Genomic DNA, 18860 nt, shown 5'->3' on the forward strand with positions numbered 1-18860 from the left:
TACTGGCGACCCGCCCGGCCGGTTCTTTCGTTGTCAGATTATGCCGGTTTGCTTGCCCGACTTCTCAAAGATCTCGAGAATCTGGCCGACCTCTTCCTCGCTATGTTCCGCGCAGAGCGAGCAGCGCAGCAGGGTCATGTTGGCGGGCGTCGCGGGCGGCCTTGCGAGGTTCACATAAAGGCCGTTGCGGATCAGCGCTTCCCACATATGCGCGCCCTTTTCGAGGTCGGGCATGATCACCGCGATGATCGCGCTTTGCGGCTCATCCGTGCCGAGCTGGAAGCCGAGCTTGCGCAGCCCTGCGTGGAGGTTCTTGGAATTCTCCCACAGATGCGCGCGTTTGTTGGACCCGTGCATCAGCTTACGGATGCTGGTCGCCGCGGTCGCCACGACGCTGGGCGGCAGCGAAGCGGTGAAGACATAGGGACGGCAGACGAGGCGCATGATCTCGAACTTGGGATGGTTCGAGACGCAGAAGCCACCGACAGTGCCGACGCTTTTCGAGAAGGTGCCGATGATGAAATCGACATCGTCGATCACGTCCGCATCCTCCACCACGCCGCGGCCGTTTTCGCCGATGAAGCCCATCGAATGCGCTTCGTCGACCAGCACCATGGCGCCGTATTTCTTGGCGACCGCGACCATCTCCTTCAGCGGCGCAATATCGCCCAGCATCGAGTACACGCCTTCGAGCACGACCAGCTTGCCCGCGCCTTCGGGGATGCGCTTCAAACGCTTTTCCATCGCCTCGACATCGTTGTGCTTGAACGGCACGACTTCGGCATTGCCCATCGCGCAGCCATCCCAGATGCTGGCGTGGCTGTCGATGTCGAGGACGATGTAATCGCCCTTGCCCGCGATGGTGGAGATGATCCCGAGATTGGCCTGGTAGCCGGTCGAGAAGACCATCGCATGGTCCATCTGGTAGAAATCGCGCAGCGCTTCTTCGCATTCCTTGTGGCCCTGGTAGGTGCCGTTGAGGACGCGGCTGCCGGTGGTACCGGTGCCGAAATCGGCGAGCGCCTGCTTGCCCGCCTCGACCACGTCGGGGTCGAAGGTCATGCCCATGTAATTATAGGTGCCCAGCAGGATCGTCTCGCGCCCGTTGCAGATCGCGCGGGTGGGCGAGAGGACCTTCTCCATGACGAGGCTGAACGGGTCCTCGCGTCCCTGCGCCAGCAGCCCTTCGCGCAGCGCGATGATGTCGTCGAACTTGGAGAAGAGGTCCTTGTCGCCCGCGTGACCTTCAAGTTCCTGCGGCTGGTCCGGCTGGGAGATGCCTTCGCTCATGCGTCGGCCTGCAGCTTGTGCACCGCGTCGACGAGCTGGCCGTAATTCTCGATTTCCGCTTGCTGATTCATCGAAATGATGATGTCGAACTCGTCCTCGATCTCGGCGACGAAATCCATCACCGTCAGGCTGTCGAATTCGAGATCGTTCTGGAAAGTGGTCTCTTCCTTGATCTCGACACCCTTCTTGTTGAAAGGTTCGATGAGGTTGCGGATCTTGGCGTCTACCTCGGCACGGTCCATGAATGGGTCCAGTTCTTCAAATGCAGTGCGACCCGCGGGGTTGCAGGCCTTAACGAATGGGGCGGCAAAGCGGTTTCCGCAGCGCTTTGTCAAGTTTTTGGACGCGCCAGGTTCGCTAGTCCGACAGCAGCTTGCGCACAGCGGCCATGAAGGGGCCGATCGAAACCGGCTTGGCGAGATAGTCCTGCGCGCCGGCTTCGCGAATGCGTTCCTCGTCGCCCTTGCCGGCATAGGCGGTGACGGCGAGGACCGGCACGCCGTGCATTCCCGAATCGGCCTTGAGGTCGGTAATCAAATCGACGCCGCTGACATTGGGCAGCTGGATATCCATGATCACTAGCTGCGGATCCGACTTCTTCGCGGTGGCGAGAAAGTTGTTTCCGTCCGAAACCGGTACCACCTCGTAACCGTTGGCCTTCAGCACGTCACAAAACAGCTTACGGTTGAGGTCGTTGTCCTCGACAACGAGGATTCTCTTTGCCACGGGGCGGGTCACTCCTGTCACTTCGTGGGCAGGGCCTAGGCGTTAGCAGGAGGACTGACAATTCACACGGGCGAGAAATCGGCGGATGGAGAAAACCGGACGGCGGAGGTTCTCGCGCTGGAGGCGCTGGGCTGGGCGCTGACCGACGAAAGGCGCGCGGAACGGCTCCTATCGCTCACCGGCCTGACGCCCGAACGGCTGCGCCACGGCATCGACGATCGCGGGGTGCAGGCGGCGGTGCTCGAATTCCTCGCCAATCACGAGCCGGACCTTATTGCCGCCGCAGACGCTTTGAACACGAAACCCGACACGCTTGTCGCCGCCGCGAGGGAATTGAACGCATGAGCCGCCCGCTGATTATCTCCGATTGCGACGAGGTGCTGCTCTACATGGTCAGCCCCTTCAAGGACTGGCTGGCCGAGACGCAGGGCGTCGAATTTCGCATGAACGGCAACGATTTTTCGCAGGCGCTGCGCTGGCAGGACAGCGGCGAGGTGCTGGAGCCGGACGAGATCTGGAAGAAACTCGGCCTGTTCTTCGACACCGAGATGTATCGCCAGGACCCGATCCCCGGCGCCATTGAAGGTATTAACACGCTGGCGGAGGACGCCGACGTGGTCATCCTCACCAACCTCGTCGACAAGCGCCAGGCGATGCGGGCCGAGCAGCTTGCCGGACATGGCCTCAACGCGCGGGTTTTCACCAATCAGGGCCCCAAGGGTCCGGCGCTGCAGAACATCCTTGTGGAATACCAGCCCTCCAAGGCGATCTTCATCGACGATCTCGCGCAGCACCACCGTTCGGCGCGCGAAACGATTTCCGGTATCACCACATTACACCTGTGCGGCGAACCCATGCTCGCCCCGCTGATCGATTGCGCCCATAGCTCGGGCCATGCCGATGCGCGGATCGACAGCTGGGTCGAAGCGCTGCCGTGGTTGCGCCAACAATTGCAGAAGGAAAACGCATGAGCATCGAGGCTAAACTCGAGGAACTGGGCATCACCCTGCCCGAAGCGGCGGCGCCGGTTGCCAGCTACCAGCCGCTCGTCGTCTCGAACGACGTGGCGTATATTTCGGGACAGCTGCCCTTCATCGACGGCACGCTCGTCACCGGCAAGCTGGGCCAGGACGTGACGCTCGAACGCGGGCAGGAAGCGGCGCGCGCCTGCGGCCTGATGATCCTTGCCCAGCTGAAGGCCGCGGGCCTGCTCGAGCGGGTGGAGAAAGTCGTGAAGCTCGGCGGCTTCGTCGCCAGTGTGCCTTCCTTCACCGATCAGCCCAAGGTGGTGAACGGCACCAGCGATTTGATGGCCGAGGTTTTCGGCGAAGCGGGCCGCCATGCGCGCAGCGCGGTGGGCGTCCCGGTCCTGCCGCTCGACGCTGCGGTCGAGGTCGACGCGATTGTCGCCCTTCGCCCCGCTTGACCGGCTGATCGTCGCCGCTCCCGACCCTGACCGGGTCGGCTGGCTGCGCGACTGGACCTACGCCCACCGCGGTTTGCACGGGGCGGGCGTGCCCGAAAACTCGCTCGCCGGTTTTGCGCTGGCGGTCGAGCGGGGGATGGGCATCGAATGCGATATCCAGCGCAGCCGCGATGGCTGCGCCATGCTGGTCCATGACTGGGAGCTGGAGCGCCTGACCGGCGTCCACGGGCCGCTGGCCGAGCACAGCGCCGAGGAACTGGCGCAGATCGCCTTCCTCGACAGCGAGCACAAGCTGGCGCGGCTCGACGATTTGCTGCCGATTGTTTCGGGGCAGGTGCCGATCCTGATCGAGATCAAGTCGAAGCGCGGCTACGATGTCCAGCGCAGCTGCCGCGCCGTTGCCGAGGCTCTGGAAGGTTATGTGGGCAAGTATGCGGTGATGAGTTTCGATCCGCGGGTGTGCATCTGGTTCGCCGAACATGCGCCAGATACGGTGCGAGGTCTCGTCATGCGCGAGGACGAGGTCGGGATGACGCAAAAGGCCTGGCAGCGCCATATCGCGCTGTGGGCGGCGCGCCCCGAATTCATCGCCTATCATGTAGCCGCCTTGCCAAACCCGATGGTCGCGGCGATGCGGGAGCGTGGGCTGCCGGTGCTGACATGGACCGTGAACTCGCCGGAATCCCGCGCGCATGGAGGCAGGCACGCCGACGCGCTGGTCGTCGAGGGGGACGGGCTGGCGTGAGCGAGGAGGGTCTGGCCGCGCGCATGGCAGGATCGGTCGGAGCTTTCGACCGGTCGGCCTGGAACGCGCTAGCGGGCGACAATCCCTTCATGCGCCACGAATTCCTCACCGCGCTGGAAGACTCGGCCAGTGTCGGGGCGGGGACCGGTTGGCAGCCCGTGCCGCTGGTAATCTCGAGCGAAGGCGGACCGCCGCTGGCCGCCATGCCCGCCTATGCCAAGGGGCACAGCCAGGGCGAATATGTTTTCGACCACGCCTTTGCCGATGCCTATGAGCGGGCAGGGGGCAATTACTATCCCAAGCTGCAAATCGCCGCGCCGTTCACGCCGGCGACGGGTCCGCGCCTGTTGCTGTCCGATCCCGCGCTGGCTGCGCCCTTGCTGTCGGCGGCCGAGCAGGTGTGCCTGCAGAATGGCTTTTCGTCCGCCCATGCGACCTTTATCGCGCCGGAGCAGCTCGGGTTTTTCGAGGAGGCGGGCTGGCTGCTGCGAAGCGATATCCAGTTCCACTGGCTCAACCATGAGTTCGCGACTTTCGACGACTTCCTCGCCACCCTGACTTCGCGCAAGCGCAAGGATCTGCGCAAGGAACGCGCCGCCGCGCAGCAGGGGCTGGAGATCGTCCGGCTATCGGGCGAGGCAATCCGGCCCGAGCATTGGGACGCCTTCTGGCATTTCTACCAAGATACCGGAGCGAGGAAATGGGGCCAGCCCTACCTCACCCGTGCAGCCTTCGACCTCTTGGGCGAACGGATGGGCAACAGGATCGTGCTGGTGCTGGCGCTGGAAGAGAGCGAACCGATTGCCGGCGCGCTCAATTTCGTCGGAGGCGATACGCTCTACGGCCGCTACTGGGGCTGCACGAAGCAGGTTCGCTTCCTGCATTTCGAGCTGTGCTATTACCAGGCGATCGACGTCGCCATTGAGCTAGGCCTGGCGAAAGTGGAGGCGGGCGCTCAGGGCGGGCACAAGCTCGCCCGCGGATACGAACCGGTCGAGACCGTCTCCGCGCATTGGTTCGCCGATCCCGGCTTCCGCGCGGCGGTAGCGGAGTACCTCGAGCGCGAGCGCGAAGGCGTGGCCGCCGACCGCAATTATCTCGAGCGACGAACGCCCTTCCGGAAAATCGGTTAGGTCAGGCAACCTTGCGCGCACCGTCGCTGAGCCATTCGCGCGCCCGGCGCTGGGCCTCGGCGATTTCGCGGGCGGTCATTTCGTCGGAAACATCGGCGCGGCACCAGGCGGCTTCCTCATGACCCTTCGATGCGGCGATGTTGAACCACTTGTGCGCCTCGATCATATCGGTGGTGCAGCCGTGGCTGCCGGTCGAAAAAGCGACGCCCAGATCGTAGAGCGCGTCGATCGAGCCCTTGGCATACTCGTTCAGATATTCCGCAATGGTGACGAGAGCTTCGTCACCCTGTTCGATACGGCCTTTGCCGCCTTCGATAGCCTTGAGTTGCATGTCACAAACTCCCCCAAATTCCTGCCGACCCCCCGCCGACAAGACTTAAATTCGGCGCTTATGGTCAATAATTGGTTAACGCGGATCGCAACTAATTGCGGATAGGCCGCGCGCGGTAGGCTGCGCTTAATGTGTCACAGGCTATAGAGATTTCCGGAAACCCGCTTGCGGGGGTCCGGCGGCCTCCGTATAGGCCGCGCCATCGGGGCGTCGCGGGTACCGGAAAAATCCGGGCCGGCGGGAAGTGCGGCGCTCCGTTCGATGAGGATTGGGAAGAAGGGTACCAGGCTCAATGGCCACCATGGCATCGAATGTTTCCGAAAAGCTCGCCAAGGCGAAAGCCGCCGTCGACCCCGATTATACGCCGTCGGACGACGAAGAATATATGGGCGACAAGCAGCTCGATTACTTCCGCATGCTGCTGCTCGACTGGAAAAAGTCGATCCACGATGCGGCGGGGCAGACCCTGCAATCCCTGCAGGACGGACCGATCCGCGAGCCCGATCTTAACGATCGCGCCTCCTCCGAAACCGACTGGGGCATAGAGCTGCGCACGCGCGATCGTCAGCGCAAGCTCATCTCCAAGATCGATTCCGCGCTGCGCCGTATCGACCAGGGCGAATACGGCTGGTGCGAAGTGACGGGCGATCCCATCGGCCTGCGCCGCCTGATCGCGCGCCCGGTCGCCACTATGACCGTCGAAGCGCAGGAAGCGCACGAACGCCGCGAGAAGATTTCGCGCGACGATTGAAGGCTTGTTCGGAAAGGTTAGCGAATTAACCTTGTTAGCCAACCAATGCTTATCATTCTTCGCTCTATGGTCGTTGCCTAGGCTCCGGACTCGGTAACGCAACAGGAAGCGGTAAAAATGACTTCCATCGATACACGGAATATGAAGCGGGAGAGCCTGTTGATGATGGCGGACGTCTGTCTCGACGGCAGCGCGCAGTCGGCACGTGTCAAGGTTCGCAATCTCTCGAATGCCGGGATGATGGTCGAGGGGCCCTTGGTGGCCGCTACCGGCCAGCGGGTCGTGGTGACCCTCAAGCAGATCGGCAGCGTTGGCGGTCGGATCGCATGGACGCAGAGCGCACGGGTCGGCATCTCCTTCGACGAACCTGTCGATTCCAGCAAAGCGCGTACAAAACTGATCGGCGAAATGCCGGAAGCGCCGCGTTATGCGCGCCCCGCTGTTGCACCTGAAGAGCCCAGCCCGTGGACCGCGCGTAAAATCTGACTACGCGTGCGCCTTGCGCGAAGCATGCGGGGTGCTAATCCGACCCATCCATGCTTCGTCGCCTGACCGCCCTTGCTACCTGCTTTCTGCTCACTGCCTGCGGGAGTGGAGCCGACGACGGGGTGGTCGATGTCGCCTATATCGGCGATGCGGCCAGCCTGTACTCCTCCGGCGTCGAACTTTCGCCCGGTGCGCGCCTGATGCGGTCGGCACAACGGCAGGGCCTAGTGCGCTTCAACGCAAGCGGTGAGGTGATCCCGGCGCTCGCCGAACGCTGGATCGTTACCGACGATGGTCGAAGCTATATTTTCCGGATCAACGAATTCGACCTGCCCGACGGCACGCGCCTCAGTGCGGGCGCGGTGGCGCAGGAACTCAACCGCACTCGCACCCGCCTGGCCGGGACCAGCCTCGGCCTCGATCTTGCCAAGGTGTCCGACATCAGGGCGATGACGGGCCGCGTGATCGAAATCCGATTGCGCAGCCCGATGCCGGGTTTTCTCAGCCTGCTCGCCCAGCCCGAACTGGGGGTGGCCCTGCGCGAGGCCGATGCGGGACCTATGGTCGCGCGGATCGAGGACGGGGTAGCGCTGCTCTCCGCAATGCCACCCGAACAGCGCGGCCTGTCGGCGCAGGAAGACTGGGAAGGGCTAGTCAGCGAGGTCCACGTATCGGCCTTCGAAGCGCAGGAAGCGGCGCGGGCCTTTTCGCAAGGCCGGGTCGACATCATCCTCGGCGGACATCTCGAGAGCCTGCCGCTCGCAATCACCGGCGCCTTGTCGCGCGGGACAGTCCGGCTGGATTCGGCGATCGGCCTGTTCGGTATCGACGTCGTCCGTCCCGAGGGCTTTCTCGCCTCGCCGTCAAACCGCGAGGCGCTGGCAATGGCTATCGACCGGTCCACCCTGCTGACGCAATTCAATGTCGGCGGATGGACCGGATCGACACGGATCGTGACCGGAGGGCTTCCGGGTGACGACGGAGGGGTGGACGAGCGCTGGGAAAACCTTTCGCTGGAACAGCGCCGCGCCCGTGCGCGCGCCGTCGTGCAGCAATGGCAAGCGGCGTCGGGAGCCTCTCCCTCGCTTTCGATAGCTCTCCCGCAAGGGCCGGGCGCGCGCTTCCTGTTCGAGGCGCTTGCCCGGGATTTCACGGCCGTTGGCGTCACTCTTCGCCGTGCTTCCACGAACGAGCCCGTGGATTTGCGCCTGCGCGACACGGTTGCCCGCTACGCCGGGGCGCGCTGGTACCTGAACCAGTTCAATTGCGAGCTGTCCGCCCCCGTCTGCTCGCCTGACACCGATTTTCTCGTCCAGCTCTCGCTCGACGCGGCCGACCCGGCCGAAGAGGCCTCCTACCTATCCGAAGCGGAGCAGACGTTGACTGCAACCAATCTCTACATTCCGCTCGGCAATCCCATTCGCTGGTCGCAGGTGCGCGCCGGGGTCGAGGGGTTTGCCGAAAACAGCTGGGCTTTCCATCCCTTGTTCCCGCTCTCGCGTGCCCCCATCTAGGGTTTATGGAAGACAATCGCCTCACGCCGATCGAACCGGAAACTTCGCGACAGGAGGGTTTCGGACCGCAGGGCCAGACCGGCCCGCTGCGCTTCGATTTTCCGACCGGAAACGATCCCCAGTCGGTCCGCCGTAGGATCGAAGCGATGGAGATGATCCTCGAGCGCAGCATGGTCCTGCCCGGCACGAATTATCGCATCGGTCTCGACACCATTGTCGGCCTCGTGCCGGTCGTCGGCGATATCATCACCGCAGTCATGGGCAGTTACCTCGTCTGGGAAGCGCGCAATCTCGGCCTCCCGAAATGGAAGCTGTGGCACATGATGGGGCGCATCGGGCTCGACACGGCGGTCGGCTCGGTGCCGGTGGTCGGCGATGCCTTCGACCTGATGTACCGATCCAACAGCAGGAACCTGAAGACAGTCAAGAGGCATCTCGACAAGCATCACCCCGAAACGAAGGTTATCGACCAGTAGTTTCATTGGTGACCAAGGCACGCTAGGGCTCTCGCCCATGGCATCCGACGTTACTTATTCGAGCTATCTCGACCTCGACCGTATCCTCTCGGCGCAGCATCCGGCCAGCGATGCGCATGACGAGATGCTCTTCATCATCGTACACCAGGCGAGCGAGCTGTGGCTCAAGCTGTGCCTGCACGAGCTGTTCGAAGCGCGCGAATGCATTCAGGCCAACAGGCTGCGCCCCTCTTTCAAGATGCTCGCGCGCGTAGCTCGTGCGCAGGGTCAGTTGATCCAGAGCTGGGATGTGCTCAGCACGATGACGCCGCATGATTACTCAACGATCCGCCCGTTTCTCGGGGGCTCGAGCGGGTTCCAGAGCGCGCAGTACCGAATGATGGAATTCCTTCTCGGCGGGCGCAATCCCGACATGATCACTATGCATGAAGCTGTTCCCGAAGTCGCCAAGGCCCTTCGAAAGGAGCTCACACGCAAGAGCATCTATGCCGAGGCGATCGCGCTGCTCGCGCGGCGTGGCTTCGCTATTCCAAAGGAAGTTCTGGAGCGCGACCATGGTTCGGCATGGGAACATTCGCCCGAGGTCGAGGCGGCTTGGGCCGAAATTTATCGCGACCCGAAGGAATATTGGGATCTCTATGAACTTGCTGAAAAGCTGGTCGATCTCGAATACCATTTCCAGCGCTGGCGCTTCGGGCATCTGAAGACGGTCGAACGGATCATCGGCTTTAAGAAGGGCACGGGCGGGACACCGGGCGTGCCCTATCTCGCGGGGGTGCTCAAAGCTGCCTTCTTCCCTGAATTGCTGAGCGTGAGGACCGCGCTGTGAGCAGTTGGAGAAGCACCCGCCGCATCTGGGACATCAGCCAGGTCCTGCGCGCCGGTCTCCCCGTGTGGCCGGGCGATACCGCATTTGCGTTTGAGCGGACGTGGCGGATGGACGAAGGCTCGCCGGTCAATGTCGGCCGGATGACCATGAGCACGCATTCCGGCACGCATGCCGACGCGCCGCTGCATTACGCTGAAGACGGGTTGGACGCCGCCGGCATGGAACTCGATCCCTATATCGGCACCTGCCTCGTGGTCGATGCGCGCGGCGTGTCGGGCGAGGTGGACGTTGCCGATCTTCCGCATATCGAGAGCGTCGACCGTGTGCTCTTCCGCACTTGGGACGCATTCCCGCACGCGCAATGGCGCAGCGACTGGTTGCCGATTGCCGCCGAGACGGTGGAGTGGCTCGCGCTGCAGGGCGTAAGGCTGATCGGCACCGACGCGCCGAGCGTCGACCCGCAGGAAAGCAAGACGATGGACGCGCATCACGCGGTGCTCAAACACGACATGCGCATCCTCGAAGGGCTGGTCCTCGATAATGTGCCGGAGGGCCAGTACGAATTGGTCGCCCTGCCATTGAAGGTCGGCGGCGGCGATGCAGGGCTATGCCGCGCGATCCTGCGGGAGTTACCCGATGCTTGACCGCGCACAAGTCCTCGATGCGGGCGATCCGCTGGCCGTCTATCGCGAGAGCTTCGATCTGCCCGAGAGCGTGATTTACCTTGATGGCAATTCGCTCGGCTGCCTGCCCAAGGCGACGGCAGGGCGGCTGGAGGAGGTGGTGCGCGAGGAATGGGGCCGCGATCTCATTCGCAGCTGGAACACCGCAGGGTGGATCGACCTGCCCGCCAGGGTCGGCGGCAAGATTGCTCCGCTGATCGGAGCCAAGCATCATGAAGTCATCGTCGCCGACAGCGTTTCGGTGAACCTGTTCAAGCTCATTTCCGCAGCCTTGGCGATGCAAGCGAAAAAGCATGGAGCGGGTCGCAAGATTGTGCTGAGCGAACCGGGGAATTTTCCGACCGACATCTACATGATCCAGGGGCTGGAGAGCCAAGGGCTTGCAACACGGCGGCTGGCCGCGCGCGAGCAGATCCATGCAGCGCTGAACGAGGACGTGGCGCTGTTGCTGCTCACCCATGCGCATTACAAAACCGGCGAACTCTTCGACATGGTCGAGCTCACCCGCGCTGCGCATGAAGCGGGCGCGCTGGTGCTGTGGGACCTGTCGCATTCGGGCGGCGCGCTGCCGGTGGACCTCAACGCTTGCGAGGCCGATTTTGCAGTCGGTTGCGGCTACAAATACCTGAACGGCGGCCCCGGCGCGCCCGCTTACGCCTTCGTCGCAGAACGGCACCTGGAGGCAGCAGAACAACCCCTGAGTGGCTGGATGGGGCACGCAGCGCCCTTCGCCTTCAGCGACGATTACACGCCCGCGCCCGGCATCGAACGGCTGCTCTGCGGCACGCCCGGAATCCTCGGGCTCTCCGCGCTGGAGGTCGGCGTCGACCTCATCGCCGAGATCGGCGTCGAAAACCTTTACGCCAAGTCGCAGAAACTGTCCGAATTCTTCCGCCAGTGCCTGGCCGAGCGCGGCATCGACCTCGAACTCGTCAGCCCGACCGACCCGGCGCAGCGCGGTAGCCAGCTGTCCTTCCGTCACGAGCAGGCCTACGCGATCTGCCAGGCCCTCATCGCGCGCGGCGTGATCGGCGATTTTCGCGATCCCGACATCCTGCGCTTCGGCTTCGCGCCCGCCTATTTGCGTTTTGCCGACATGGCCGAAGCCGCGCGTCACCTTGGCGAAGTGCTCGAAAGCGGGGAGTGGCAGCGCGAGGAATTTCGGACACGACCGATAGTTACTTGAGAAAAACCCTCAACAAGTAGAATAAAAAATCCTTTAACAACTTCGATATCAATCCTTGACCGGATTGGGCGATTGCTAGATCAAGCGCTCATATCATTTAGGGGGCAACATGTTAGATTTTAGGGTTGCAGCAGCGGCTATCGCCGCTCCGCTGGCGATGATCGCTCCAACGGCGGTCGCGCAAGAAGTCTCTGCGTCACAACAGGTGGCTGCGTCAGGAGACGAAATTGTTCTCAAGCGTCGAGTTGCTATCGGTCGTTTCACGAACGAAACAAGGTATGGACAAACGCTTCTCCGCGACAGTGACCTCGATCCGCTGGGTAAGCAGGCGGCCGACATCATGGCGGCTTATTTAATCGATTCGAATGCGTTTATTGTGGTGGAACGTACTGACGCAAACGAAGTGCTCAAGGAGCAAGGCGTTGGTGGAGAGACTAGCGGCCTAATAGGTGCCGACACCATCATTGTGGGTTCGATCGTCGAGTTCGGTCGGGCTGATGAAGGCGAGCGGGCAGTCTTTAAGCGCGAGCGAACGCAGAAAGCATACGCTAAAGTCGCAATTCGCCTCGTTGATGTTCGCACAGGAGTGGCATTTCATTCGGCTACCGGCTCCGGTGAAGCAACTACAACCACAAAGACAAAGCTATTTAGCGGTACCACCGCGCGATATGATGGCACACTAACCGACAAGGCGTTGTCAGTCGCTATCGAAGACGTTTTGGAGGACCTGATCAATTCTCTTTCTGCAAGGGAATGGAGAACAGATATTCTCGCAGTCGAAGGGGGCGAAGTCTTCATTGCAGGCGGTGAGACGCAAGGCTTGCGGCCTGGTGATACGCTAGTCGTTAAACAGAGGGGCCGGTCGATAAAGAGCCGCCAAACTGGAAGCACGATCGAACTTCCCGCTGCAACGGTGGCAAGGCTTACCGTCGATAGCACTTTTGGTTCTGGCGAACTGAATGAGGGCTCTGTCACGCGAGTTACTAGCGGGTCAATCGACGGAATTCCCCTTGGAGAACTGTTCGTGAGTGTAGAATCATGAAGAAACTGATGATTGCGATTGCACTAACGCTTCCTGCGGTGAGTGCTTGCGCCCCCCCGATCGAGAGCGTTTCCACACGTATTGATGCAGTGTCGAGCGTTCACCTTATCAATGGTAGTGACGGAGACCTATTGATCGTTGGTGACCATAGCCGTTCGGTAGTCGACGGCGTTGCAAGCATTGACGTTGAGGATGGGTGGCACGAAGTCACGGTCACCAGAAATGGAAGCGAATTCGTCACGCGTCGCGTATTTGTGCAGGACGGCACTCGGCGCGTGATCGACTTGTCCAAACAACCTTAAATATCAAACTTACCAAATTGGGGGCAATTTTATGAAGCTTTTTGCGGCGTTAATCCCTGCTGTCGCACTCGCGGGATGCGCAACAGGTCCGAAACCTATCTATGAGTGGGGAAGTTACCAACCGAGCCTTCTCAAATACACGAAGTCAGCGGATGCCGCTGAGTTCGAGAAGGAGTTGTTGGAAACAATCGAGAAGGGAGAAAAGGACGGAAAGGTCCCTCCCGGCGTCTATGCTGAACTCGGTTATCTTCTGATGGCTAACCAACGGGCAAGCGAGGCTGTCATTTGGTTCAAGAAAGAACGGGATGCGTTTCCAGAATCAGCGGTCCTGATGAATAAGATGGTTGCGGGAGCGGAAGCCGCCACGCAGGGGGAAAACAATGCTTCGTAAGTCTATCATGGTGCTAGCCGCTGCGTCCTTGGGCGCGTGTACGACTACTGGCCCCGAGCCGAAAGACTACACTGCCATCAACACTGAAGCTCCTCGGTCGATCTTGGTCGTGCCGGTGGTGAATCACTCGAATGAGGTTGATGCCGCCAACTTGTTCCTGACCACTCTGGCAGTGCCGTTGTCCGAGCGCGGCTACTATGTCTTTCCGACTAACGCGTCACGTCAGTTGATGGAGGCCGAAGGCCTTGGTGATGCAGGCCTTGTTCACGGTACCGAGACGTCCCGGTTAGCCAGTGTTTTCGGCGCTGATGCAGTTCTTTACGTCGAAGTGCTGAAGTGGGAGTCTGGATATAATGTATTAAGCAGTGATACGACCACGGCGATGCTATACACTTTGAAGAGCGGCAAGACGAACGAAGTACTTTGGCAAGATGAGCAAGAGTACGTTCATAGCTTTTCGGCCAACACGGGAAATATCTTCGCGGATTTGATCGCAAATGCTGTTTCGGCGGCAATCGACAGTACCCGCTCTGATTTCACCCCCGTTGCCATGGGTGCTAACATTACGGTCCTTACTCCGGCGGGGAGTGGTCTGCCCTTTGGTCCGTACGCGCCTTCCACAACGGAAAATGCGAAATTGTTCCCTTCGTCGGGTACCGGAAAGATATCTGACGCGTCTCAAGAGGCAATTTCAGCGCCGGGTGTTGGTGCCCCTGAGTAAGGGCAACCAAATCAACCAGAAGAATTTAGAGGGGCGAATCTTCGCCCCTCTTTTTTGTGGTGTTTTCCTACCTGACCGCTTTGTGCAATCTACACTTCATGAACTCGCATCAACTCACGGCGTGGAAACTTAACTCCAGAAGCAGTCAGTCGCCCCCCGACTATTTCTCTCTAGGACTGTGTTCCAAGCGTTCCAAAGTTCAGATTGATCCACGCGAACCTGAACGGCCTATTCCTCCAGCTCGATGTCCCAATAAAGCCAGTCGCGCCAGGTTTCGTGCAGGTAATTGGGCGGGAACTGCTTGCCGTGCTGCTGCAACTGCCAGTGCGTGGGGCGGATCGGCTCGGCATATAGCTGCATGCCCGCCTGTTTCGGCGTGCGGCCGCCCTTCTTCATGTTGCAGGGCGCGCAGGCGGTGGCGATGTTCTCCCACGTCGTCTTGCCGCCCAGCCGGCGGGGCACAACATGATCGAAGGTGAGGTTGTTCTGGTCGCCGCAGAACTGGCAGGCGAAGCGGTCGCGCAGGAACAGATTGAAACGCGTGAAGGCCGGAAATTCGCTCGGCTTCACATATTGCTTCAGCGCGATCACACTGGGGATTTTCATGTCGAGATTGGGCGAATGGACCTCGCGGTCGTAGATCGCGATCACATCCACCCGGTCGAGGAAGATCGCCTTGATCGCGGTCTGCCAAGGCCACAGGCTGAGCGGGTAATAGGAAAGCGGAGTGTAATCCGCGTTCAGCACGAGGCTGGGGCAGGATTGCAAATTGCGCGTCGGATCGTCCTCGGCGCTGCGAAACCGTGCGGCTCTCTCAAGCAGTTCGGCCCTGAACACTACGCGTTCCTCCCGATACTCTTGTCCCCTAGACATCCACTTGCACGGCAAAGCGTCAAGTCTGTTGCCAACCAGCTATCCACAGTCTTATCCCGTGCATATCAACAGGGAGGCAGTTAGAAGGCGCGGATGGTGGTCACGCGCTTTGCTCCCAGTCCGAACGGTTCGCTGCATCTCGGCCATGCCTTTTCGGCCGTGACCGCGCATGATCTGGCAAAGGAGCGGGGCGGGCGATTCCTGCTGCGGATCGAGGATATCGACGGCGATCGCTCGCTGGAAGACAAGCCCGACGAGTTTCGCGAAGACCTCGCCTGGCTCGGCCTCGAATGGGAAGAAGTGCCGGCGCAATCGACCCGGCTTGCGTCCTACGAGAAGGTGGCAAGCGATCTGATCCATCGCGGCCTGCTCTATCCTTGCACCTGCACGCGCAAGGACATCATGGCGCTGGAGCCGCGGCTGGGGCCTGAAGGCGCCGTTTACCCGGGGACTTGCAAGGGGCGGGTGCTCCACCCTGAGAAGTCCGCGGCGCTCCGGATGGATGTCGACCGCGCCATGGCGGAACTGGGCGAGCTGTTCTGGGAAGACGAGACCAATGGCACGCAGATCGCCAATCCGCGCGCCTTCGGCGACGTCGTGCTGGTTCGCAAGGACGCGCCGGCAAGCTATCATCTCGCCGCCACGCTCGACGACGCCGCCGACGGTGTGACTCTGGTGACGCGCGGGCAGGACCTCTTCGCCATGACGCATATTCACCGCGTGCTGCAGGAACTGCTCGGCCTGCCGGTGCCGCTATGGCACCACCATCCCATCCTCATCGGGGCGGATGGCGAAAAGCTCGCCAAGCGCCGCAATTCGCCCAGCCTCGCGGACCGCCGCAAGGCAGGCGAGGACGGGCGCGCGCTGGCCGAGCGGCTCAGGGCGGGCCAATTCCCCGCTGGAATTACGCTGGCGAGTGCCTAAGTAGGGGCCATGAACACAGTCTTTGTCATCATCCTGCTCGCCGCCATGGTCATGGTCGTCGTCTCGCTCGTGCGCGGAGTGGTCGCGTTCCTGCAAAGCACCAAGGTCGATCTCGAAAGCGGCCAGCAAGTCGACGCGACCGAGATGCAGCTGAAGCAGAACAAGGCTATGATGGCGCGTGTCAAATGGCAGGCGGTGGCGATCGTGGTCATGGCGATCATGCTCGCCGTCGCGAGCTGACGTCCGCGCTCTTGGTCAAGCTCAACAAGATCTACACCCGCACAGGCGACGATGGCACGACCGGACTCGTCGATGGATCGCGCCTGCCCAAGCACGCGGCCCGGATGGACGCGATCGGCGCGGTAGACGAAGCGAATTCCGCGCTTGGCCTCGCCGCCGTCGCGTGCGCGGGAAGCGATCACGCAGAGGCGCTCTTCCGTATCCAGAACGACCTTTTCGATCTCGGTGCCGACCTCGCGACACCGGCGGGCGAGGACGAGGATTTCGCGCCGTCCGAAATGGTGCTCAGGATCGTGTCGGCGCAGGTCGACTGGCTCGAGGCGGCCATCGACGCGCTCAACGAAGGCCTCGAACCTCTCACCAGCTTCGTGCTTCCCGGCGGAAGCGAAGCCGCAGCCCGGCTCCACATTGCCCGCGCCGCTGTTCGCCGTGCCGAACGCAAGATGACCGCCATGGCGGCCGTGGACGCGACCAATCCCCAGGCGCTCGCCTATATCAACCGCTTGTCGGACTACCTCTTCGTCCTTGCACGTGTCGCGAATGACGGCGGCAAGGGCGATGTGAAGTGGATTCCCGGCGCTAACCGCTAGCCAACCCCTTTCCTCGTCGCTATCCCCTCGCGCTTTGCTGCACATGCGAAGGGATTTTTCGATGAGCAAGACGATCGCCATTATCGGCGCGGGCCAGATGGGCTCGGGTATCGCGCAGACGATCGCCCGGCACGGCATGGATGTGCTTCTGTCCGACGTGAGCCTCGAAGTGGCCGAAAAATCGGTCGCCGGCATCGACAAGGCGCTCGGCAAGCTGGTCGGCCGCGGGAAGATCGAGATCGCCGAGGCCGAAGCCGCGATGAAGCGCATCACCCCGGTCGGCGACTACGACCGCATGACCGAGGCCGAGTTCATCATCGAAGCGGCGACCGAGAAGGAAGCGATCAAGCAGGCGATCTTCGAGAAGGTGGGCGAGAAGCTCGCGGCCGATGCGATCATGGCCTCGAACACCAGCTCGATCCCGATTACGCGCATGGCCAATTATTCGCCGGATCCGGCGCGCTTTATCGGCCTTCATTTCTTCAACCCCGTGCCCGTGATGGGCCTGATCGAGGTCATCCCGGGCCTCGCGACCGCCGCGACCACGACCGACCGCACTAAGGCCTTCGCCGAGGCGCTGGGCAAGGATGTGGTGCTAAGCCAGGACGAGCCCGGCTTCGTCGTCAACCGCATCCTCCTGCCGATGATCAACGAGGCGGTCTTCGTGCTCGGCCAGTCGACTGCGGGGATCGAGGATATCGACAAGGGGTGCCGCCTCGGCCTCAACCACCCGATGGGGCCGCTGCAGCTGGCCGATTTCGTCGGTCTCGACACCTGTCTCGACATCCTCATGGTGCTCTACAAGACCACCCGCGACACCAAGTACCGGCCCGCGCCGCTGCTGGTTAAATATGTCGAGGCCGGCTGGCTCGGGCGCAAAACGGGGCGCGGCTTCTACGACTATTCGGGTGAGGAGCCCCAGCCGACGCGCTGACGGGAACGCCCCCACCGTGCCGGCCGTTCAAGTGGAAAGGAGAATTTTCCGCCATGAGCGACATCAACACCAACACTCCCGTCGGCAAAAGCCAGGAAGCGCGCCAGTCGGGCCTCGCGCCAGAAACGCATAACGACGAGCAGGACGACCACCGCAGCCAGGCCCAAGAAGTGGCCGAGCAGGCACGCGAAAGCGGTAGCGCCGGTTCGCCGACCGAAAGCGAGAAGGGCGACAATTCGTCAGGCCTTATGGGCGATTCCACGCAGGACACCGTCGATCACATGCGCGACATGGAAAGCTCGGGCCGGATCGACATGAACGCTTATCGCGGCGAACCGAACCACGACGATAACGAAGGCAAGTACGGGAAGAAAAACGAAGTCGACCCCGACCTGCCCAACGAAAACGACTGATCACTCGGCAATATCGCCGTCATTTAGGATCCATAGGCCCGCCGTAAGCACCGCCGAGCCGGCTGCGACGGCGAAGGCCATGATCCGGAAATTCGGTCTAGAAATTCCCTCGTACCGATGGGGATCGAGGCGCGCCATGGTTTTGCAGGCGCGCCTTTCGGCTGTAATGGCGAGCCACCCGCCGCCGATGATGAAGAGCGTGGCCACTGCCTTAGCCAGCCACGGCGGCTCGAACTCGCCGAACACGGCGCGAAAACCCAAGCCGATACCGATGGCTGCAAAGGCGGTGCGCATCCAGCCAGCGAAGGTGCGCTCCATCGCCATGATGTTGCGGTCCTCGGCCAGATCGGTGCGGAACTCTGCCCACTGGGTGCTTCGGTCGCGTTCGTCTTCGGGGTCGTCCTGAGCCATGGCCCTTAAAGCGGGCCAACGACGCGGCGGTTCCAGAACTAACCGATGGGCGCGCCGTCCGAATAGGGTTCGGCGGTGTCGATGAGGTAGTCGTTGTCAACCGGCGTCGGATCAACGGGGCCCTCGCTGCTACCTGCTGAGGCGTACCATGCATCCAGCGTCAGGGGCTGTTCGTCTCCAGGCGCTTCGACTGCCGCGACCTCGATTTCCGGCTCGTCCCACGAGACTTCGGGGGGCGGCGGCGTCGGCAAGGCCTTCTCGCTTGCACTTGGAGCAGCGGCTCCGGCCTCGTGGCTGGTTAGAAAAGCCCGCTCAGCGTTGCGCATCTGGCTCTCGCGGCTGAAATAGCTCTGCAGCGCATAGAGGCTGCCGCCGCACAGGGCGACGATCAGAAACATCCCGATGAGAGTCGAGCGCAGGTTCATGGGGCTCTTGTGCCCCGC

At 61.8% G+C, this 18860-nt stretch carries 28 protein-coding genes; 21 read left to right on the plus strand and 7 right to left on the minus strand.

All coding sequences use genetic code 11. From position 1 onward, the window contains the following. Positions 1–33: 33 nt before the first annotated feature. The 3 genes from ED21_RS06175 to ED21_RS06185 all read right to left on the minus strand — a co-directional run bounded on the left by ED21_RS06175 (position 34) and on the right by ED21_RS06185 (position 2016). Complete coding sequence (locus tag ED21_RS06175; RefSeq protein WP_006832988.1) at positions 34–1290, minus strand: aminotransferase class I/II-fold pyridoxal phosphate-dependent enzyme; 1257 nt, start codon at positions 1288–1290, stop codon at positions 34–36. Continuing rightward, positions 1287–1532 carry an acyl carrier protein gene (locus ED21_RS06180; protein ID WP_006832989.1) on the minus strand — a complete coding sequence of 82 codons (246 nt, stop codon included), beginning with the start codon at positions 1530–1532 and terminating at the stop codon, positions 1287–1289. The genes ED21_RS06175 and ED21_RS06180 overlap by 4 nt, the downstream gene beginning before the upstream one ends. 115 nt (positions 1533–1647) lie before the next feature. After that, a complete protein-coding gene (locus ED21_RS06185) occupies positions 1648–2016 on the minus strand; it encodes a response regulator (RefSeq protein WP_034921715.1) in 369 nt (122 codons plus the stop codon). Positions 2017–2076: 60 nt separating this feature from the next. On the opposite strand from ED21_RS06185, the gene ED21_RS06190 reads away from it, so the two are divergent. From ED21_RS06190 to ED21_RS06210, 5 genes are read left to right on the plus strand one after another with little or no spacing between them, the layout of a single operon-like run. Continuing rightward, entirely contained in the window at positions 2077–2361 is a 285-nt protein-coding gene (locus ED21_RS06190) for a DUF3572 domain-containing protein (protein ID WP_083800387.1), read from the plus strand. Next, positions 2358–2987 carry a hypothetical protein gene (locus ED21_RS06195; RefSeq protein ID WP_006832992.1) on the plus strand — a complete coding sequence of 210 codons (630 nt, stop codon included), beginning with the start codon at positions 2358–2360 and terminating at the stop codon, positions 2985–2987. Before ED21_RS06190 ends, ED21_RS06195 begins: the two co-directional genes overlap by 4 nt. After that, complete coding sequence (locus ED21_RS06200) at positions 2984–3442, plus strand: RidA family protein (RefSeq protein WP_006832993.1); 459 nt, start codon at positions 2984–2986, stop codon at positions 3440–3442. Before ED21_RS06195 ends, ED21_RS06200 begins: the two co-directional genes overlap by 4 nt. After that, entirely contained in the window at positions 3420–4187 is a 768-nt protein-coding gene (locus tag ED21_RS06205) for a glycerophosphodiester phosphodiesterase family protein (RefSeq protein ID WP_006832994.1), read from the plus strand. The genes ED21_RS06200 and ED21_RS06205 overlap by 23 nt, the downstream gene beginning before the upstream one ends. After that, complete coding sequence (locus tag ED21_RS06210; protein WP_006832995.1) at positions 4184–5320, plus strand: GNAT family N-acetyltransferase; 1137 nt, start codon at positions 4184–4186, stop codon at positions 5318–5320. The genes ED21_RS06205 and ED21_RS06210 overlap by 4 nt, the downstream gene beginning before the upstream one ends. Before the next feature lies 1 nt (position 5321). On the opposite strand, the gene ED21_RS06215 is transcribed toward ED21_RS06210, so the two are convergent. Continuing rightward, positions 5322–5651 carry an SEL1-like repeat protein gene (locus ED21_RS06215; protein WP_006832996.1) on the minus strand — a complete coding sequence of 110 codons (330 nt, stop codon included), beginning with the start codon at positions 5649–5651 and terminating at the stop codon, positions 5322–5324. A gap of 292 nt (positions 5652–5943) precedes the next feature. Here ED21_RS06215 and dksA point away from each other — a divergent pair, with 292 nt between their 5' ends. From dksA to ED21_RS06270, 11 genes are all read left to right on the plus strand, one after another. Then, the gene (gene dksA / locus ED21_RS06220; RefSeq protein WP_006832997.1) at positions 5944–6402 is read left to right on the plus strand and encodes an RNA polymerase-binding protein DksA; all 459 of its coding nucleotides are present in this window, start codon (positions 5944–5946) and stop codon (positions 6400–6402) included. A gap of 141 nt (positions 6403–6543) precedes the next feature. Continuing rightward, positions 6544–6888: a PilZ domain-containing protein gene (locus ED21_RS06225; protein WP_050784729.1), complete on the plus strand. Its 345-nt coding sequence runs from the start codon at positions 6544–6546 to the stop codon at positions 6886–6888. Between the two features lie 50 nt (positions 6889–6938). Beyond that, complete coding sequence (locus ED21_RS06230) at positions 6939–8402, plus strand: ABC transporter substrate-binding protein (RefSeq protein WP_006832999.1); 1464 nt, start codon at positions 6939–6941, stop codon at positions 8400–8402. 5 nt (positions 8403–8407) lie between these two features. Next, positions 8408–8878, plus strand: coding sequence for a DUF4112 domain-containing protein (locus ED21_RS06235; protein WP_006833000.1), 471 nt, complete (start codon positions 8408–8410; stop codon positions 8876–8878). Positions 8879–8915: 37 nt separating this feature from the next. After that, positions 8916–9707 (plus strand): tryptophan 2,3-dioxygenase, encoded by a 792-nt coding sequence (locus tag ED21_RS06240; RefSeq protein WP_006833001.1) that lies wholly within the window; start codon positions 8916–8918, stop codon positions 9705–9707. Next, positions 9704–10351 (plus strand): arylformamidase, encoded by a 648-nt coding sequence (gene kynB, locus ED21_RS06245; protein WP_034921719.1) that lies wholly within the window; start codon positions 9704–9706, stop codon positions 10349–10351. The genes ED21_RS06240 and kynB overlap by 4 nt, the downstream gene beginning before the upstream one ends. Continuing rightward, positions 10344–11576: a kynureninase gene (gene kynU, locus ED21_RS06250; protein WP_006833003.1), complete on the plus strand. Its 1233-nt coding sequence runs from the start codon at positions 10344–10346 to the stop codon at positions 11574–11576. The genes kynB and kynU overlap by 8 nt, the downstream gene beginning before the upstream one ends. A 109-nt stretch (positions 11577–11685) precedes the next feature. Beyond that, positions 11686–12618, plus strand: coding sequence for a CsgG/HfaB family protein (locus ED21_RS06255; RefSeq protein WP_006833004.1), 933 nt, complete (start codon positions 11686–11688; stop codon positions 12616–12618). Further along, a complete protein-coding gene (locus ED21_RS06260) occupies positions 12615–12920 on the plus strand; it encodes a hypothetical protein (RefSeq protein ID WP_006833005.1) in 306 nt (101 codons plus the stop codon). The genes ED21_RS06255 and ED21_RS06260 overlap by 4 nt, the downstream gene beginning before the upstream one ends. 31 nt (positions 12921–12951) lie before the next feature. After that, positions 12952–13311: a DUF4810 domain-containing protein gene (locus tag ED21_RS06265; protein ID WP_006833006.1), complete on the plus strand. Its 360-nt coding sequence runs from the start codon at positions 12952–12954 to the stop codon at positions 13309–13311. Beyond that, positions 13301–14032, plus strand: a complete 732-nt coding sequence (locus ED21_RS06270) for a GNA1162 family protein (RefSeq protein WP_006833007.1) — start codon at positions 13301–13303, stop codon at positions 14030–14032. Before ED21_RS06265 ends, ED21_RS06270 begins: the two co-directional genes overlap by 11 nt. A 228-nt stretch (positions 14033–14260) precedes the next feature. Here ED21_RS06270 and ED21_RS06275 read toward each other — a convergent pair whose 3' ends face one another. Then, positions 14261–14869, minus strand: a complete 609-nt coding sequence (locus tag ED21_RS06275; RefSeq protein WP_034921721.1) for an HNH endonuclease — start codon at positions 14867–14869, stop codon at positions 14261–14263. 129 nt (positions 14870–14998) lie between these two features. On the opposite strand from ED21_RS06275, the gene gluQRS reads away from it, so the two are divergent. From gluQRS to ED21_RS06300, 5 genes are all read left to right on the plus strand, one after another. Further along, entirely contained in the window at positions 14999–15829 is an 831-nt protein-coding gene (gene gluQRS / locus ED21_RS06280) for a tRNA glutamyl-Q(34) synthetase GluQRS (protein WP_006833009.1), read from the plus strand. A gap of 9 nt (positions 15830–15838) precedes the next feature. Next, on the plus strand, positions 15839–16069 hold the full coding sequence (locus tag ED21_RS06285) for an HIG1 domain-containing protein (RefSeq protein WP_006833010.1): 231 nt from the start codon (positions 15839–15841) through the stop codon (positions 16067–16069). Between the two features lie 11 nt (positions 16070–16080). Next, a complete protein-coding gene (locus ED21_RS06290; RefSeq protein ID WP_006833011.1) occupies positions 16081–16659 on the plus strand; it encodes a cob(I)yrinic acid a,c-diamide adenosyltransferase in 579 nt (192 codons plus the stop codon). Positions 16660–16720: 61 nt separating this feature from the next. Next, the gene (locus tag ED21_RS06295; protein WP_006833012.1) at positions 16721–17593 is read left to right on the plus strand and encodes a 3-hydroxyacyl-CoA dehydrogenase NAD-binding domain-containing protein; all 873 of its coding nucleotides are present in this window, start codon (positions 16721–16723) and stop codon (positions 17591–17593) included. A gap of 53 nt (positions 17594–17646) precedes the next feature. Then, positions 17647–18006: a hypothetical protein gene (locus ED21_RS06300; RefSeq protein ID WP_006833013.1), complete on the plus strand. Its 360-nt coding sequence runs from the start codon at positions 17647–17649 to the stop codon at positions 18004–18006. Here the strand turns inward: ED21_RS06300 and ED21_RS06305 are convergent, their stop codons facing one another. After that, on the minus strand, positions 18007–18417 hold the full coding sequence (locus tag ED21_RS06305) for a YidH family protein (protein ID WP_006833014.1): 411 nt from the start codon (positions 18415–18417) through the stop codon (positions 18007–18009). 38 nt (positions 18418–18455) lie between these two features. Further along, positions 18456–18842, minus strand: a complete 387-nt coding sequence (locus ED21_RS06310) for a hypothetical protein (RefSeq protein ID WP_006833016.1) — start codon at positions 18840–18842, stop codon at positions 18456–18458. Positions 18843–18860: the final 18 nt, after the last annotated feature.

Source organism: Erythrobacter sp. SD-21 (assembly GCF_000181515.1).
Classification (GTDB): domain Bacteria; phylum Pseudomonadota; class Alphaproteobacteria; order Sphingomonadales; family Sphingomonadaceae; genus Qipengyuania.

Excerpts from the sequence above, each read along its gene's own strand:
- ED21_RS06285 (WP_006833010.1), top strand. The coding sequence starts at position 15,839 with ATGAACACAGTCTTTGTCATCATCCTGCTCGCCGCCATGGTCATGGTC.
- ED21_RS06195 (WP_006832992.1), top strand. The coding sequence starts at position 2,358 with ATGAGCCGCCCGCTGATTATCTCCGATTGCGACGAGGTGCTGCTCTAC.
- ED21_RS06255 (WP_006833004.1), top strand. The coding sequence starts at position 11,686 with ATGTTAGATTTTAGGGTTGCAGCAGCGGCTATCGCCGCTCCGCTGGCG.
- ED21_RS06225 (WP_050784729.1), top strand. The coding sequence starts at position 6,544 with ATGAAGCGGGAGAGCCTGTTGATGATGGCGGACGTCTGTCTCGACGGC.
- ED21_RS06215 (WP_006832996.1), bottom strand. The coding sequence starts at position 5,651 with ATGCAACTCAAGGCTATCGAAGGCGGCAAAGGCCGTATCGAACAGGGT.
- dksA (WP_006832997.1), top strand. The coding sequence starts at position 5,944 with ATGGCCACCATGGCATCGAATGTTTCCGAAAAGCTCGCCAAGGCGAAA.
- ED21_RS06305 (WP_006833014.1), bottom strand. The coding sequence starts at position 18,417 with ATGGCTCAGGACGACCCCGAAGACGAACGCGACCGAAGCACCCAGTGG.
- gluQRS (WP_006833009.1), top strand. The coding sequence starts at position 14,999 with ATGGTGGTCACGCGCTTTGCTCCCAGTCCGAACGGTTCGCTGCATCTC.
- ED21_RS06175 (WP_006832988.1), bottom strand. The coding sequence starts at position 1,290 with ATGAGCGAAGGCATCTCCCAGCCGGACCAGCCGCAGGAACTTGAAGGT.
- ED21_RS06260 (WP_006833005.1), top strand. The coding sequence starts at position 12,615 with ATGAAGAAACTGATGATTGCGATTGCACTAACGCTTCCTGCGGTGAGT.
- kynU (WP_006833003.1), top strand. The coding sequence starts at position 10,344 with ATGCTTGACCGCGCACAAGTCCTCGATGCGGGCGATCCGCTGGCCGTC.
- ED21_RS06200 (WP_006832993.1), top strand. The coding sequence starts at position 2,984 with ATGAGCATCGAGGCTAAACTCGAGGAACTGGGCATCACCCTGCCCGAA.
- ED21_RS06240 (WP_006833001.1), top strand. The coding sequence starts at position 8,916 with ATGGCATCCGACGTTACTTATTCGAGCTATCTCGACCTCGACCGTATC.
- ED21_RS06235 (WP_006833000.1), top strand. The coding sequence starts at position 8,408 with ATGGAAGACAATCGCCTCACGCCGATCGAACCGGAAACTTCGCGACAG.
- ED21_RS06295 (WP_006833012.1), top strand. The coding sequence starts at position 16,721 with ATGAGCAAGACGATCGCCATTATCGGCGCGGGCCAGATGGGCTCGGGT.
- ED21_RS06300 (WP_006833013.1), top strand. The coding sequence starts at position 17,647 with ATGAGCGACATCAACACCAACACTCCCGTCGGCAAAAGCCAGGAAGCG.
- ED21_RS06270 (WP_006833007.1), top strand. The coding sequence starts at position 13,301 with ATGCTTCGTAAGTCTATCATGGTGCTAGCCGCTGCGTCCTTGGGCGCG.
- ED21_RS06265 (WP_006833006.1), top strand. The coding sequence starts at position 12,952 with ATGAAGCTTTTTGCGGCGTTAATCCCTGCTGTCGCACTCGCGGGATGC.
- ED21_RS06180 (WP_006832989.1), bottom strand. The coding sequence starts at position 1,532 with ATGGACCGTGCCGAGGTAGACGCCAAGATCCGCAACCTCATCGAACCT.
- ED21_RS06230 (WP_006832999.1), top strand. The coding sequence starts at position 6,939 with ATGCTTCGTCGCCTGACCGCCCTTGCTACCTGCTTTCTGCTCACTGCC.
- ED21_RS06310 (WP_006833016.1), bottom strand. The coding sequence starts at position 18,842 with ATGAACCTGCGCTCGACTCTCATCGGGATGTTTCTGATCGTCGCCCTG.